The organism is Bradyrhizobium sp. USDA 4452 (assembly GCF_054063575.1).
The window spans coordinates 2,131,036-2,145,371 of the sequence record NZ_JBSSGK010000001.1; the positions used below are offsets into that span (position 1 = coordinate 2,131,036).

At 59.7% G+C, this 14,336-nt stretch carries 15 protein-coding genes and 3 pseudogenes; 12 read left to right on the forward strand and 6 right to left on the reverse strand.

Translation table 11 applies throughout. The features are described 5' to 3' along the window. Positions 1-439: 439 nt before the first annotated feature. Complete coding sequence (locus ACVISU_RS10065; protein WP_456706833.1) at positions 440-1,084, reverse strand: response regulator transcription factor; 645 nt, start codon at positions 1,082-1,084, stop codon at positions 440-442. Positions 1,085-1,217: 133 nt separating this feature from the next. Here ACVISU_RS10065 and ACVISU_RS10070 point away from each other — a divergent pair, with 133 nt between their 5' ends. Continuing rightward, a complete protein-coding gene (locus tag ACVISU_RS10070; protein ID WP_456706834.1) occupies positions 1,218-2,501 on the forward strand; it encodes an ATP-binding protein in 1,284 nt (427 codons plus the stop codon). 868 nt (positions 2,502-3,369) lie between these two features. Next, a pseudogene (locus ACVISU_RS10075) lies at positions 3,370-3,738 on the forward strand (SOS response-associated peptidase family protein); the annotation flags it as partial. Between the two features lie 1,687 nt (positions 3,739-5,425). Here the strand turns inward: ACVISU_RS10075 and ACVISU_RS10080 are convergent. The 3 genes from ACVISU_RS10080 to ACVISU_RS10090 all read right to left on the reverse strand — a co-directional run bounded on the left by ACVISU_RS10080 (position 5,426) and on the right by ACVISU_RS10090 (position 6,661). Next, complete coding sequence (locus tag ACVISU_RS10080; RefSeq protein ID WP_456706835.1) at positions 5,426-5,677, reverse strand: hypothetical protein; 252 nt, start codon at positions 5,675-5,677, stop codon at positions 5,426-5,428. A gap of 304 nt (positions 5,678-5,981) precedes the next feature. After that, on the reverse strand, positions 5,982-6,185 hold the full coding sequence (locus ACVISU_RS10085; protein WP_456706836.1) for a hypothetical protein: 204 nt from the start codon (positions 6,183-6,185) through the stop codon (positions 5,982-5,984). A 314-nt stretch (positions 6,186-6,499) separates the two neighbouring features. Further along, positions 6,500-6,661, reverse strand: coding sequence for a DUF2934 domain-containing protein (locus ACVISU_RS10090; protein WP_456706837.1), 162 nt, complete (start codon positions 6,659-6,661; stop codon positions 6,500-6,502). Positions 6,662-7,478: 817 nt separating this feature from the next. Between ACVISU_RS10090 and ACVISU_RS10095 the strand changes: the two genes are divergently transcribed. Continuing rightward, positions 7,479-7,733: a hypothetical protein gene (locus tag ACVISU_RS10095; protein ID WP_456706838.1), complete on the forward strand. Its 255-nt coding sequence runs from the start codon at positions 7,479-7,481 to the stop codon at positions 7,731-7,733. Positions 7,734-7,954: 221 nt separating this feature from the next. Here ACVISU_RS10095 and ACVISU_RS10100 read toward each other — a convergent pair whose 3' ends face one another. After that, positions 7,955-8,179 carry a hypothetical protein gene (locus tag ACVISU_RS10100; RefSeq protein ID WP_456706839.1) on the reverse strand — a complete coding sequence of 75 codons (225 nt, stop codon included), beginning with the start codon at positions 8,177-8,179 and terminating at the stop codon, positions 7,955-7,957. Positions 8,180-8,348: 169 nt separating this feature from the next. Here ACVISU_RS10100 and ligD point away from each other — a divergent pair, with 169 nt between their 5' ends. From ligD to ACVISU_RS10135, 7 genes are all read left to right on the forward strand, one after another. Next, positions 8,349-9,272, forward strand: a complete 924-nt coding sequence (ligD, locus tag ACVISU_RS10105; RefSeq protein WP_456706840.1) for a non-homologous end-joining DNA ligase — start codon at positions 8,349-8,351, stop codon at positions 9,270-9,272. Positions 9,273-9,489: 217 nt separating this feature from the next. Next, positions 9,490-10,155 (forward strand): SOS response-associated peptidase, encoded by a 666-nt coding sequence (locus ACVISU_RS10110; protein WP_456706841.1) that lies wholly within the window; start codon positions 9,490-9,492, stop codon positions 10,153-10,155. A 184-nt stretch (positions 10,156-10,339) separates the two neighbouring features. Beyond that, entirely contained in the window at positions 10,340-10,522 is a 183-nt protein-coding gene (locus ACVISU_RS10115) for a hypothetical protein (protein WP_456706842.1), read from the forward strand. 127 nt (positions 10,523-10,649) lie between these two features. Then, the gene (locus ACVISU_RS10120; protein WP_456706843.1) at positions 10,650-10,835 is read left to right on the forward strand and encodes a hypothetical protein; all 186 of its coding nucleotides are present in this window, start codon (positions 10,650-10,652) and stop codon (positions 10,833-10,835) included. Between the two features lie 401 nt (positions 10,836-11,236). Further along, on the forward strand, positions 11,237-11,464 hold the full coding sequence (locus ACVISU_RS10125) for a hypothetical protein (RefSeq protein ID WP_456706844.1): 228 nt from the start codon (positions 11,237-11,239) through the stop codon (positions 11,462-11,464). 122 nt (positions 11,465-11,586) lie between these two features. Further along, entirely contained in the window at positions 11,587-11,778 is a 192-nt protein-coding gene (locus ACVISU_RS10130) for a hypothetical protein (RefSeq protein WP_456706845.1), read from the forward strand. Positions 11,779-12,428: 650 nt separating this feature from the next. Continuing rightward, positions 12,429-12,665 carry a hypothetical protein gene (locus ACVISU_RS10135; protein WP_456706846.1) on the forward strand — a complete coding sequence of 79 codons (237 nt, stop codon included), beginning with the start codon at positions 12,429-12,431 and terminating at the stop codon, positions 12,663-12,665. 60 nt (positions 12,666-12,725) lie between these two features. On the opposite strand, the pseudogene ACVISU_RS10140 reads toward ACVISU_RS10135, so the two are convergent. Then, positions 12,726-12,943: pseudogene (locus ACVISU_RS10140) on the reverse strand (DUF3606 domain-containing protein); the annotation flags it as partial. Between the two features lie 177 nt (positions 12,944-13,120). Between ACVISU_RS10140 and ACVISU_RS10145 the strand changes: the two are divergent. Together ACVISU_RS10145 and ku are read left to right on the forward strand one after the other, a co-directional pair. Continuing rightward, positions 13,121-13,396, forward strand: a complete 276-nt coding sequence (locus ACVISU_RS10145; protein WP_456706847.1) for a hypothetical protein — start codon at positions 13,121-13,123, stop codon at positions 13,394-13,396. 68 nt (positions 13,397-13,464) lie between these two features. Further along, positions 13,465-14,312, forward strand: a pseudogene (ku, locus tag ACVISU_RS10150) (non-homologous end joining protein Ku). Positions 14,313-14,336: the final 24 nt, after the last annotated feature.

Sequence of the window (14,336 nt, forward strand, 5' to 3'; positions counted from 1 at the left end):
GATCCGCATTCACTCGCGGCACAAATGGCCGGAAGCGATACGGATGGATACAAGCGCACCGCTCGTCTCCGCCTCACCCGCGCCCTCGGCTCCCGTCACTGCCCAAGCTCCCGCACCGCGGCCCGCGGCTGTCGCAGAAGCCGACCCGCCTAAGGCACCTGAGCAAATCGCGCGACATGCAAGGCCGACCCGGCACGCGCAGCGCGACAGAAGCCCACGGTTTGCCCAGCGCGGTCAGCGCGTTGCGAGCTACCGCGATTCGGATGGGCTAGGGGAATGGCAAGGCTGGTCATTGCCCCGGTGGTGAGCCGTCCGGAGCCTTTCAAATCAAAGCTGCTGGAAGGTGCATTCGTCGCTTCCATTGCCCCGAGAATGCAACCCGTATTCCAATGAAGGACTGGCCCTCCCATTGACGCGGCCAGCTCAATTCGCGGCAGGGTCAGCTAAGTTCCATTTCGACGGCGATCCGCACCAGGTCGGAATGGCTCTTCGCGCCGAGCTTCTGCTTGAGCAGAGATGTGGTGTTGGCAACGGTCTTATAGGAGATGCCCAGCGCCGATGCGACGTCGACGATCTTGTCGCCACGACCAAGCAACCGAAGGATTTCCAGTTCTCGCGCCGACATCTGCGAGGCCGGGTTTGCCTTGATCGCGGCACCGCCGAAAGCAATCGCCTCGGCGAGATGTGGCGAAACGAACCGCTCCCCGGCCGCGACCTTGCGCACCGCCTTCACGAACAGGCGAGGATCGTCGCTCTTCGACAGATAGCCTTGCGCACCCATCTCCACAGCCCGCACGACGAATGCGGGATCGTCATTCATGCTGAACATGATGACGAGGGCGTCCGGATCTTCCTTGCGAATCTTACGGAGCAGCTCGAACCCGGAAACGTCGGGGAGCTTAATATCGATAACGGTCACATCTGGCCGCTTCTGCAGGAAAGCTCGATGACCGGCTTTAGCGTCCGCGGCCTCGTCGATCTTCACCGTCTTGTCTGAGGCGAACAGGGATCGGCAGCCCGACACCACCACGGGATGGTCGTCGACGATCAATATCCTCGTGGCTGATTTGGCCGTATCGTGCACGCTTCCTCCTCAGCCAAAATAGAACTTCGCGCGGAAATTAAAAGAGAAGAATCGCCGAACGGAGCCCGCAGTGCCAAGAATTTTGAACCGACTGTGGAACCGCCGCTCGCTTCGCGCACGGCTGTTGTTGCCCATGGCCGCAATGGTTGTCGGCGCACTGCTCCTCGGCGGCCTTGCACTGCAGACCTTCTCGCCTGAGCAGTTCGAGGATGAGAATGCCCAGGGCGCCCGCTCTGCACAGCGCGTAGCCGAGGCGCTGAATGCTGCGCTTGCGGCCGCGGACAATCCGCAACAGACGCTCAATGCGTTCGCAACCTCCCTCCGCGCGCCTGCCGCGATAGCGTTCGTGCCGTCGGGTGCCGACTGGCAGGGCGCGGCCTCGGACACTTACCGTGGCAGCGTTCCCGCCTGGTTTACCGCCCTGCTGCAGATTCCCGAGCTCGGCTCAAGCCATCCGGTCGCAATCCGAACGGCGCATGTCGGTGATATCGTCTTTAGACCGGACCTGTCGGCCGAGATCCTGGAAAAATGGGTGGGCTTCCTGGCCATAGCCGGCTCGAGCGCAGCGTTGATGCTACTCGCCGGGCTCAGCGCCTATTTCACGACAGGCTCGGCGCTTCGTCCCCTGGAGCAGCTCGGTGCAGGACTGACCCGGATGCGCAACGGCGTTTACGATGCCGCGATCCCGCTGGCGGGCCCACCCGAGATCCGCAAGAGTTGCGCGGAGGCAAACGAGCTCGCCGCGACGCTGAAGCGCCTCAGCCGCGACAACCGAGATCTGCTGCGCAAACTGGTCGCAGTCCAGGACGACGAGCGCCGCGAACTGGCACGGGAGCTGCACGACGAGCTGGGCCCGCTTCTGTTCGCGATCCGCGCCAACGCGACGGCGCTGTCCGACCCAGAGGCCGAAGGTCCTCCCGAGCCAGGTTCGCCAGCGCACGGCATTCTCGCCGCGACGGAGGCCCTGCAGCAGGCGAACCGGCGTGTGCTGGAGGGCCTGAGCCCGGTCTACATTGCGGAACTGGGATTGGCTGCCAGCGTGCAAGCACTGCTGCGCAATGCGCAATCCCAGGCCCCCAATCTCCAAGTGACATCCCGGATCGATCATCGCTTGAATGACCTCGACGGCCTGCTCGCGCAAACTACCTATCGCGTGATCCAGGAGGGTGTGACAAACGTGCTCCGGCATGCCAACGCGACAGAAATGGACGTCACGGCGACGGTCAACGAAGATCAGATCGAGATAGAGATCTCCGACGACGGCATTGGCCTGCCACAAGACCTGACGTTCGGCAGAGGCCTGACCGGTATGCACGAACGCGCGCGTGCGCTCGATGGAGACCTGCAGCTATGCCGCGAGCAAGGCAAGACCATCGTCCGCTGCGGGCTTCCGCTCGACCATCATGACGCACAGTGACCGAGTATTCTTAACGCGCGTTCCCGGTTGGGCCTCCGCGACCAGACCCGAACTCCTTGAGCACGGTCGCGACCGGTGTGAAACCGTAACGTGACGACAAATACGAACACATATTCGCGACAGGGCTCGCAGACGAACTGAGTGTCGAGGCCAACCTTCATCAAGCCGGTGCATTTCGGACATGTCATGCCGGCGCGATGCAGCATCGAAAACATTGTTCCTCAAGATTGCGAGTGGGCTCGCGATCGATCCGCCACTGGCTCGATCTGAGCATGTCGTCGACCAATAGCCAACTCGACGGACGCATCCAGGGCGGACGCCGACCGCTCAATAGAACTGTGAGTGAGCCTCGCTGCATCCGATGTCTTTGATCGCTCTTTCATCGGTGTAACGTTCAGCTCGAGAGGAAGCCGCTGAAAAACTCGCGAATGCCGGGAACGCATTCCGCAGATCAGCCAATCACCTCTCTGGATCAACCTGCGCCGGCGCCTCAGCCGCCGGCACCTTCACCAAGCTCAAAGCCATAAAGCCAACTCCTAGCTTGCGCACTGTCACGACCGCCAGAACTCCGGCAACGCTCTCGTGCGCAGAAGTGACCCGTCCATTCAGGACGAGCCGCTTCTAATCGGATAGGGGAATTGGGCCCCCTGTTTCAGCCTTAAAAGAAACCGCTGCCTGCTGCCGCCGCCGACGTTGTTCGAGTGGGGCGCCAGCACATCAAGGCCGGCAAGCTCTCAATGCGCAGACAGAAAACGAACGTGCTCTTTGTCATTCCGCTTTTGCCCGCATTGGAGCGGAGTTTGATCAACACGCGATGACGGATCAGCTCAGTTTCTGACCATGAGTTTCGATAAGCCATTTATCCGTCAATTTCGCCGAATACGCCCCGGAACCGCCCCCGAGACGAAGAAAAAGGATGTCGTTTGGTTCGCCCTCGCTGATGATCGGCCGCTGACGGCCTTCGCCGGCATCTGGACCGAGTTTAATGGCGATCGTTGGACCAAGTCGAAGCCGATACCAGCCCACCTCGTCTACGGATTTCTCACCACCGCGCCGAATGCGATGGTCGAGTTCATCCACCTATGTCTATGCCCGTGATCTTGACGACCGACGAGGAGCGCAATGTCTGGATGCGCGTTCCGTAGGATGAGGCGAAGGGATTCAGCGTCCATTGCCCAACGATATGCTGAAGATCTTCGCCCGCGGCCAAGCGAAGCAAAACATCCCGGGCCCCTAATGAGGGCACGGCCACGGGGGTACCCCTCCCTAGGTAAGAAACGTTTGCACGCTAACGCAGTTCTCTACTCGTCAGGATTTTGCACTTTAATCCTGGGGCTAGAGCCAACGCTGCCCGTGTGTATTTTAAGCGGGCAGCGTTGTGCCCTGGTCGTGATCACCTGAAGACCGATCGAGACCCTCTAGGGAGGCGAAGGGCCTCCGCAATCGCGACCGAATCGGATGTGGCCATATTGTATTGTTGTCCACAGTGGGTATCGCGCAACACCGCGGGGGGTTGGAATCGCTGTAACGTTCGCAGTGTTCTCCCACTTGAACCCGTTAGGGGTTCGAATGCCTTTTTCTGTGGGGGCGGCCGATGCTGATCGAGCATTTGCGAGACGATTGTAACGTATCGCGACTTCATTTCAAAAACCAATGGCTCGGTTGGCGTGGACCTATTTCGAGCTGAGAAGATCGCCACTGTTCCGGACCGATCGCATCATGACTGCCGCTTTTGCAGCGCTAGGCTCACCCTTGTCCGAACAATCATGGAATCCGAGAGCGGAGTTGTCATTCATACGTTTGAATGCGAGCGGTGTGGAGACCGTACTTGGACCGACTAAAGGTCAGCAGGAAGCCACCGGGTCCAGAGATCAATCGCGCTCCCTTCAGGACAGCACCGATCCTCATAAAAAAACACCAGCGCCCCTACGGGGCGCTGGTGCTGTAGTTCCGCAAGCGTTGTAGCATGCCGCCGCGTGTACCGACTTTCCACAAATTTCCCCTCCCAGAACAATGCACAATTGGTTTATCTGGAACTCGCCAAACCGGCGCGAGCTAAGGTCAACGCTCAACGTGACGTCGGTCACATCGTGCATCAAGGCTTGGACATAAGGTCTCCCATCGCCGGAATGATCCGGTCAGCAGGGAGCGATCAGATGAACAGGTATATTGCTGCGGTTGGTGCCACTATCGCACTTTTCTCGGGATCGTCGGCTTTCGCAGGCGGTCACGGCGGAGGCATGAGCACCCATTCTTTCGCTGCGCCACAAGTGGCTGTTGTCCGCGACCACCGCGGCTCTACGCAAGGTGAAGGCGGAGTGTCCGTCACCAACGCGTCGCGCGCTGACAACGGCCGACACTGCGGAGTGAGCTACGCGTGCGGAGCCAGCAATTATCCCGAAACAGGCACGCGGGATCATCGCACAGGTCATTGATGTTGGCGCTCAGTACAAGGCGCGTTTTGCGCCGAAAACTACGCCGTCGGGCGTGATGTCGTGTGCGGCGGCGCTCTCGCCAATCCGGTACCTCGGACCTATCTTGCGGTGCTGCCGATCACGCGAAAATAGATCCGACCGGAGGCGGCCGCAGGTTTGCTGCGAAGATGCAGGCGTTTCATGCCGAGCGCGATCCGCTTAAGCGGGGCGGCTGCGTTTCGGCGAAGCGCAATTGAAACAATCGGCGCAATCCGCTGGTAATATTTAACTACTAACCTCTCCGCATTCGATTTGGGGAGAATTTCAGGTGGTTGCTCTTTCGAAGCCCGTAACGGATCTCCGGGCCACGCACCGGCCGATGTCGAGCCTTGCGGTGGTCACTCTATTCAGCCTTTTCGGTTTGGTGCTGTCGATCGCCCTTGCGCGATACGGAATCGACGTCGGCGCCGGCCTGTAACGAACATTGCATGGCGCTATGCTGGCACGGCCTTACGGTCCGAACGAATGTCTCATCTGAGCCGCCATACGCTGGACGGCGTCGGTGTACTGACCGTGGTTGAAATGCTGGTCGGCGACGTAAAGTGCCAAAAGGATGCCGAAAGCGAGCAACAAGCCCTTCATGAAATCACGCTCCTTTAAGGTCTGGGCGGCTCCGGATGTCGTGACGATTCTAGCTGGCGCTTCGGTCCGCGTCGGCTCCGGCAATCGGCTTGCCTCCACCGTTCTGTTGTCGCGTACCATCCAACCCGCCAGTCGAACGTAACCGCGCCTCAACAAGGGCACGAGCCGTTCCCGTGGCGGGTCTTGATCCATCGATAACCAGGATCGCAGCGCGGCTTTAAAGAGTTTTTATGGATGTATCCGGAGAACTCCGGGGTCGAATGGAAAGCAGCCCCCGCCAGCAGCTTGGGGAGAGTGGAAGCGCCACCAATCGAGCCGCCCTTACGCTAAAACGCGATAAAGAAAAAACCCAGGAGCAATAGGGTGAGCAAAACAGACACTCCAGCCGCCATTTTTAGCGCGTTGCTGGGCTCCGCGGATCGGTTCATATCGTAGACCGTAGTCTGGGACCGCGCAGCCATTCGGTCATGCTTGCACCAGCCTCAGCTTGCCGCGCCAGCTTCAACAGCGCTTCCTTCTCGATCCCTGGGGCCAGCATTGCGGCTTGGTCGCATAGTTCCTTGGCTCGCTCGAAAAGGCGCTCTTCAAGTGAGTTGGTTTGCTTGACGCGACGGCGTACCTGACCCATGCATTCCCCTCCCAGCTAGGTTCCTGCGGAACGGAAATGTAAGTTTCATGTAAGCTATAGGTTCCCCAAATCGTCGAGCTAGAACTTCAATAGGTCCGCTCTGAGGTGGCCAACCGCTCGGGCGTTTGATGCGAGGAGAACCTTCCCGAAGCTTTATGCGTGACCGTCAGCGAGCTGCCTGGCCCGCTCACCGCGGCGAACGTTTGTGGGACTATCAATTTTGATAGGAATCAAACGTCGGATCAGGTTCACCGCCGCCTCGGTACCCTTCCGACGTTCAGGCCCGGTTTCGCTGGTCGGGCACTTCGGACTGATTACAGGGTGTCAGGCGTTCGGAGCGGTGAGGATCGGTCTTCGTTGATCAACTCCTGCTCGGCCAAGCGCCAAAATTCTTCGTCGCGACCATCGGGCTTTCCCGCTTTTTCCCACAGCTCATAAGCTCGCACCGCTACCGCCTCGTCAATCCGTTTGTTCATGCGGCTTGCGTCCTGCTCCGCCGGTAGGCATCGATGGCGCGGTTCGCCAGCATAAGTTTGCGCCGCTCACCAGCCAGCGCGAGCTTTCCTAGGCCACGAGGAAATTGGTTGCTTCATAGCCATCAATAATCTCGCCGGAACCATGAAGGAAATTCCAAGCGAACCGACGGCATCCTCTATAGTTGCCTGTACGCTCACTGGTCATGGTGAACTAACTCTGGACGGAACACCGCGTTCCTATAGCGAAGGGCGCAGTCGCTGAAGCCAAGTCTGCATGATGAGAGGAAGGCGTTCAGCCGACCCGATCAAGCCCTGTCCTACGACTAGCGGCGAGCACCGAAAACTAAGAGCCTGAAGGATCCGGCTGGTCGCGCCGATCGTTCGATTCCGCTTCCACTTCTTGGGAAGCCGCGAGGGCCGCGTCGCTAGCCGCAAGGACGGGATAATTGTGCCCCATCCGCTCAACAAAATAGCGTGTGAACAAGTCATCTGCGGTCTCTTTGGCCCCACGGTAGTGTTCGCCCTCTCGAGATAGTCGTTCGCACTCCATCTGCATCCGGTCCGTTCCAGAGCGCTAAGGGGGCGCCGCACTAGCGGTGCCTCCCAAGTACCCGGCGGCGCGTCGAGCAACTGCTGAGGCCCCAGCAAGCGCATGCAGGAGCAGCTCACGTCGTCGTCAAAACCGCACGGACGAGCCTCCTTGGCCTCACCTGGCAGCTATTAGCTGCGCCGCGTGCTGCGCTCCCTTCACCGCCCCTTTTAGGAACGACTCGGACCCGATTGGCTTGCCGGATGGGGCACATTCGGAGGAATACCCATGAAAATCACGAAAGTGGTTTTGGCGACGGCGTTTATCTTTGGATCGATTGCAGCCGCGTTCGCTCAAGGTGGAGGCGGCGGTGGCGGTGGGGGTGGCAACTCGCCCTCTCAGAAGAGCGGTCAGGGCGCTTCAAGCAGCCCGTCGTCGGCAAATCCTGGCGCAACGGCCAATGACACTGCCGAAAAGGGTGGGATGAAGAGCGGAACGGGAATGAAGAGCAGTTCTCATAAGCGCCATAAGAAATCGATGTAGTGCTACGTTGACCCGAATTTTGGTCCCGCCGCCAAAGAGCGTCGGGACCATTTATGCGGGACGTGCGATGCGTGCGCCCGCCGACCAGAACGTACCGTGGATTGACCATCTCGCGCACGTCCTGAATCCTATCAATTGGTCAGCAATGCAGCTGCTGAGAGCCATGGGCTCAGAAACGTTATGAGCTTCTGGCCATGAGGCATGCCGGTTGGCTGATTCGGTTAGCGCCGCCGGGCGACCCAGATCCCGATCAGGAAGGCGACGAAGAGCGACTGCAGGGGCGCTTTCACGGCAACCTCACGCAAGCGCTCGGCCCAGCGCAGAGCAACGTCCTGCGAAGGCTGCCGCGGCTGGCGACCGGGCGTTTCGAAAGTCCGACTGCTGCCGTCCTGCTCCTCGATTAGCCCAGAAGCTTCCGTCATGGCCGAGGTTTCTTTTATGTCCATGCGGCTCTCCTTATTGGCAGGGCCAGGCGGACCTCCGCGTCGGCTTCGCGGTGAGCCGCTTCGCTGTCGTTCTGGCAAAACGCAAGGTAAGATCGCCAGTTCCAATTGCGGACCGGAACGATTCCGACTGTGACAGTTTGGATCAGCTCATCGTTTGTGGAGTTCCGTTGTGGCGGTTCAGCGGAGGAAGCCCGAGACGATCGGAGCGAAGGCGCTCTTCCCCGGCTTCATCTCGCCTGCGCTGGCGACGCCGATCGACAGGGTGCCGCGCGGTACCCGTTGGATCCACGAGATCAAGTTCGATGGCTACCGCGTCCAGGTCCACCTCGCCAACGAGGAAGTGAAGATCTTCACCCGCCGCGGCCACGACTGGACCAAGCGCTACAAGAAGGTCGCCGAAGATGCCTGGCACATCTCGGCCGCCTCGGCGATCATCGACGGTGAGATCGTCGTTCCGGCTGCAGATGGCACCGCCGATTTCTCGGTGTTGCAGAACGAGTTGCGCGGCCACTCGACCAGGATCGTGCTGGTGGCCTTCGATCTGCTCTATCTCAACGGTCGGGATCTCCGGAAGCTGCCGCTGAAGGAACGCAAGGCCGTGCTGAAGAAGCTCATTGCTAGCACCAACATCCAGTTCAGCGAAAGCTTCGAGGTCGACGGCCCCGAGATGCTCGCCCACGCCTGCAAGCTCGGATATGAGGGCGTCGTATCGAAGGTCGCCGACAGCCCCTACCCGACCGGCACCCGCAGCCGCGACTGGGTCAAGAAGACGTGCGCCCAGCGCGAGACACTGACCATCGCCGGCTTTGCTATCGACGGCAATGATTGGGATGGCATCTATGTCGGCCGGCGCGAGGGCGACGCACTGCTCTATGCCGGCAAGGTCGACCACGGCTTCGACAAGGCATCGGCCGCTGATTTGCGTAAGCGCTTAACCCCGCTGATCCGCAAGACGCAGCCCTACACCAAGCGTATCCGGCACAAGGGAATCTGGGTCGAGCCAAAGATCCTTGCCGAGATCGAGTACCGCGCGAAATCAGCCGAGGGCAAGGTGCGGCATCCATTCTTCCGCGGTGTCAGGGAGGACTTATGAGTGAGCCGGCCTGCATCCTCTGCGACGATACCGGCTGGGTGCGCGAGCGTCACCATGACCAGCCTCGGACCGGACCACATGCCTGCACCTGCGGCGGCGCTGGCGCGCCTGCTCGGCCTGCAACAAGCCGGATGATGGCGAGGTGCCTCGGCTGCCTCGGTGCTTTCAGAACATAACCGGCAAGCCAGAACGGCCCTAACCTGATACTGTCGTTCTCATGTGTAATCTCTACTCGATCACGACCAACCAAGCCGCCATCCTGAATTTGTTCCGCGTCGTCAACCGCTTTGTCGGCAACCTTGCGCCTATGCCGGGAGTGTTTCCCGACTACCCTGCCCCGGTCATCCGCAACGCTGGTGACGAGCGCGAGATGGTCCTGATGCGGTGGGGCATGCCCTCTCCGCCGCGCACGGGCGGCCCGGCCGTCACCAACATCCGCAACACGTTGTCGCCGCACTGGCGAGGCTGGCTCAAGCCCGAGAACCGATGCCTCGCGCCATTCAACAGCTTCGCCGAGTACGCGCCGGAGCCAAACCCGGAGACCAAGAAAAAGGACGTGGTGTGGTTCGCGCTCAGCGATGACCGGCCGCTCACCTCGTTCGCTGGCATCTGGACCGAGTTCAAGGGCGAGCGGGGCACGAAGTCCAAGCCCATCCCCGGCCCTCACCTCGTCTATGGATTTCTCACCACCATGCCGAATGCGATCGTCGAGCCCATCCACCCCAAGGCTATGCCTGTGATCCTGACCACCGAGGAAGAACGGGACGTCTGGATGCGGGCGCCGTGGGATGAAGCGAAAGCGTTGCAGCGGCCATTGGGCGACGACGCACTGAAGATTGTGATGCGCGGACCTGACAAAGAAGATCTCTTGTCGGCTGTTTAAGGTCTCAAAGCGGGTCGGTGCCTGAGGCGATCGACGGTGGACTTTCCGGGTTGGTCGTGCATACGCTTAAGGAAGCGGTGACGGCGCTCGGGGCCGTCGATGCTATCGGTCGTCGACCCCGCCGGCGGACGCATCTCTTGGAGCCCGGCCCGAACTTATGTCGGCCTGAATTCGGATGGAGCGCATGAGTATCTTCGGTAGACAGCAAGGAACTCTAGTCTCCATCCATGAGGACAACGCGAATACGAAGGACTGGCTCATTCTTCTGGAAGCCGCAACCATCGTCGGGCACGAACGCGAAAAGCTGCGTGTTGCCCTCACTACGCAGGACCGGCAGCTGGTGAAGAAGCGAAGGCTTTTTTTGTAAGCCGGAATACTTCCTCGTTCTGGACGGCTATGACCCGCGGATCCACGCGCTCTATTTCTGCCCCCAGCTCTACAAGCATGAGGATGGCAGTCTCGTCCCATTGACCGGACCTGAGATCGGCCAATTGATGGCGAAGGCGCTGGAAGGCGGAGCCATTGAAAAGGCGCCGTGGTACGCCCCCAACGACTGCCTGCCCGCCGATCCCGTGATTAAGGCTTCGTCCAAGATGGAATTCGACAGCCTTGTGGTCGAGCCACCGGGCACGAGGGCAGATAAGATGCTGCGCGCCGTCGGGTCTCCCGACAAAACCTGACGCCCTCTTTCAGGCATTGCCGTGCTAACCCTGTTCAGCATCTTCGGCTTGGTGCTGTCCATCGACCCCGCACGGAACGGGGATTGATCTTCAAGGCCGCATTCACGTAAGAGATGAGCCATCTAAAGCATTGACCAGGTCAGTGAACGAAGCGCTTTCACACCGGCGCCCCTATTGGTGATGGTGTTGGAGTTGCGCAAGCGCGTAGTTTGCCGACTGACTTGTACCGGCTGCCGTATCCTCTATTCAGCGGTCCAGGAGCGGAGTGCGACCCACACCAACACCTCCGGGTCCTTTGCTTGCCGGCAATGCGGAAAGCTTGTTCACCACTGGGCCGGGCTTTACGACTAAAGCGAATGGAGAATCGCTTCGTTGCTTCCGTCAACTAAAGCCAAGTGAGAATGAAATACGCCGGCGACAATCCCTACTCCGACCCCGAGAAGACTGCGCGCAGGATCATGGAGCATGCGCGGGCGTTCGAGCCAATCCAGGACGGCAGGATCTACATCGAGAAGATCAACTATCCGATGCTCTACCAGGACAAGGCGACGCCGGCCGAATACTGGCTGGGCTGCAGCACGCGATCAGCCAAGGCTGGCTCGAATACCACGAGAGCGGGACCTTCGTGAGGATGAACCAGGCAGGCAAAGACCTGTTCGCCTAAAGTTCATACTCGCGATTCACATACTTCAATGCCGGGTACACCATTCTGCGAGCTAGCTACCGAACTGGTTTTTACAGGTGGTTTGCAATGGAAATTATTGGACGCCCGATGCGGGGTCGGTTCCTCGTTCGGCAAGGTGGCAAGGGCTGGATGGTCTACGACAACGAACTCAAAGGACCAGCCCAGATAGAAAAGGACGGGGCATTCGCAGAGAAGCTGACAAAAGAAGAAGCCGAGGCTCTGGCGAAGCGGCTGGCAACTCGCAAACCCGGCTCATAATAACTACCTTCGGGTCATGCCAAAATTCGACTTCTATTGCCAAGGTCGCGAAGACGACGTCGTCTCTCTGCGCTGGAGAAGCGACGCAAGCTGATGGATGAGTGGCGGAGTATTGCAGCAGCGCGAATTAGAGCTGGCTCCTTTCTGATCGGATGCGCCTGCGAGGCTCTGAGTAAAATGAGTAACTCGCCAAACTTGAGTGGTTCTCAAAAAATTTCAATGACTTAACGCACGTTATAGCAACCAAACTGCCCATTTGTTAGTCGTGGACCATCACCGCCCGACCCGTGGCTCCTATCGGTGATGAGATCGCCGCTTTGCGCTCCCGCCTTCTCCAACAGAAAGGTGCAGCGTGATCAAGCGTCGCAACCGAACCAAGCATACCAAGACATTCGAAGAGCGATTGGCTGAAGAGGCCACGAGGTTCAAAGAAGCTGCAGCAGAACTGCCTCCAGGCACCCAGCGCGAGTTATATCTTAGACGCGCCCGTCAAGCGGAAACGGCCTCGCACATCAATGAGTGGCTGAGATCGCCAGGACTACAGCCGCCCAAGACGCTGGGCACTTTGCATGAAGGTTTAAAGGTGAATCGCGGTCGAGGGGACGGCGCGTCGGAATAGAAACAAGGGGCGCGTTAGTGTATTGAACGAAATGGCCCAGTCGTTCGGTACATCCTTCACCGTCGTCGAGGTAACTGGCGACGACAGGCGAACGCAAATTTGGATAGCGCTGGCAAAGCCAAGCCAAGCGACCACCCTCGTGCTTGCCGCCGTCCCAGAGGGCTGGACTGCGGACGTGTTGGACATTCCACTGACGCCAGAGCAGCAGAAACTGTTCGCGGATTTGCATCTGGAGCCGGGTGACGTTCATAGGATTGATCGCGACTAAAATCCTAAACGCTGGGGCGCCTACCGAGGCGCATACTAACGGCTCCCTCGCTCGCAGAGGTTAACGTGACCTCGACCGCGTCGCGCCTAGCGACTTCTTCATTGCCGATCCGAGCCGACGCTCCACTTGCTTACGGCTATTGCCGACCTTCTTGACCGCCTTCTTCACAGAGGCGGCAGACTTCCCGGTCTTTTTCGCCTCGTAGCTGACTTCGTAGTCTTGCCCCCGGCGACCCGTGCCCGGTCCTGCTTGCGACCGCGCGCCGTTTGCTTCTTCGCTTTCTTTGCTCATTCTAGCCTCGCTCATCCACCGCACTCGTTTTGTGGCAAATCCGGGAACTGCGACTCACCGGCGTTGGTTCCTAACCAGCATAGCGGGCATAACCCTTGCCTGCGCCGAGCGGCGATTGACGCAGATGCTATAACCAGCGGTGTCGATTGATTCGAGACCACGGCATGAAGAGCAATGCACAACGTCGCCTGCCTCTGCAGGCCTCCCGACCCGCTTATCGCACCCTGAAGGGCTGGGCGCTCAGCACTCTCATCGAGCATCACGCGGTGCGCGAATGCGAACACCACGGCCATGCCATCGACCGCGCCGATCCAGAGGCACGGAACCAGGCCCGCGAGGCGGCCTGGAACCATCCCTTCCCCGGCACCACGCCTGAGCAGAGCCAGGCCGCGATCGACGAAGTGCTGCGCAGCGTCGGCGACACCTGCCCTGAATGCTGACGGGCGGACTCCACTTCCCGCGGCCTCTGCCTATATTTGGGTCATTGGGTACAAGTGGAGTTTTGAGTATGGCCCCGCGCGCCAACTGGAAGGGCTTTTTACGGCTATCGCTTGTCACGTGCCCGATCGCACTGTTCCCGGCGACGTCTGAAGCCGACAAGATCAGCTTCAACCAGATCAACAAGAACACCGGCCATCGGATCCGCTACCTCAAGGTTGACGCCGACACCGGCGAAGAGGTCGCCAACGAAGACATCATCAAGGGCTATCAGGTCGACAAGGATCAGTACCTCGAGGTCACCAAGGACGAGCTTGAGAACATTGCCCTCGAATCCACGCGCACGATCGAGATCGACGAGTTCGTGCCGAAGAAGGAGATCGATGATCTCTATTTGGTCCGTCCCTATTACATCGTGCCCGACGGCAAGGTTGGCCACGACGCCTACGCCGTCATCCGGAAACCATCCGCTCGCTCGACAAGGTCGCCCTCGCCCGCGTCGTGCTGACCAACCGCGAGCATGTCATCGCGCTAGAGGCGCGCGACAAAGGTCTAATGGGCATGCTGCTGCGCTACCCCTATGAAGTGCGCGATTCAGCCGAATATTTCAACGACATCCAGGATGTGAAGATCACCAAGGATATGCTGGATCTGGCCAAGCATATCGTCGAGCAGAAGTCGGGACACTTCGAGCCGGACAAATTCGAGGACCACTACGAGCAGGCGCTGCAGGAGCTGCTCGACCAGAAGCGCAAGGGGCAGCCCATTGCAGCGACGCGGAAGCACGCGCCGAGCAACGTCTTCAATCTGATGGACGCCCTGAAGCAGAGCATTCAGAGCAGTAGCAAGGCCGCGCCGGCGGCGAAATCCACTAAGGGGAAGAAAGCTCCGGCCAAGCCTCGGCGCAAAGCGGGCTAGTGCCTATCCGGCCGTGCCTTCCCA

Excerpts from the sequence above, each read along its gene's own strand:
- ACVISU_RS10070 (WP_456706834.1), top strand. The coding sequence starts at position 1,218 with ATGGCCGCAATGGTTGTCGGCGCACTGCTCCTCGGCGGCCTTGCACTG.
- ACVISU_RS10080 (WP_456706835.1), bottom strand. The coding sequence starts at position 5,677 with ATGGTACGCGACAACAGAACGGTGGAGGCAAGCCGATTGCCGGAGCCG.
- ACVISU_RS10085 (WP_456706836.1), bottom strand. The coding sequence starts at position 6,185 with ATGGGTCAGGTACGCCGTCGCGTCAAGCAAACCAACTCACTTGAAGAG.
- ACVISU_RS10090 (WP_456706837.1), bottom strand. The coding sequence starts at position 6,661 with ATGAACAAACGGATTGACGAGGCGGTAGCGGTGCGAGCTTATGAGCTG.
- ACVISU_RS10095 (WP_456706838.1), top strand. The coding sequence starts at position 7,479 with ATGAAAATCACGAAAGTGGTTTTGGCGACGGCGTTTATCTTTGGATCG.
- ACVISU_RS10100 (WP_456706839.1), bottom strand. The coding sequence starts at position 8,179 with ATGGACATAAAAGAAACCTCGGCCATGACGGAAGCTTCTGGGCTAATC.
- ACVISU_RS10110 (WP_456706841.1), top strand. The coding sequence starts at position 9,490 with ATGTGTAATCTCTACTCGATCACGACCAACCAAGCCGCCATCCTGAAT.
- ACVISU_RS10115 (WP_456706842.1), top strand. The coding sequence starts at position 10,340 with ATGAGTATCTTCGGTAGACAGCAAGGAACTCTAGTCTCCATCCATGAG.
- ACVISU_RS10120 (WP_456706843.1), top strand. The coding sequence starts at position 10,650 with ATGGCGAAGGCGCTGGAAGGCGGAGCCATTGAAAAGGCGCCGTGGTAC.
- ACVISU_RS10125 (WP_456706844.1), top strand. The coding sequence starts at position 11,237 with ATGAAATACGCCGGCGACAATCCCTACTCCGACCCCGAGAAGACTGCG.
- ACVISU_RS10130 (WP_456706845.1), top strand. The coding sequence starts at position 11,587 with ATGGAAATTATTGGACGCCCGATGCGGGGTCGGTTCCTCGTTCGGCAA.
- ACVISU_RS10135 (WP_456706846.1), top strand. The coding sequence starts at position 12,429 with ATGGCCCAGTCGTTCGGTACATCCTTCACCGTCGTCGAGGTAACTGGC.
- ACVISU_RS10145 (WP_456706847.1), top strand. The coding sequence starts at position 13,121 with ATGAAGAGCAATGCACAACGTCGCCTGCCTCTGCAGGCCTCCCGACCC.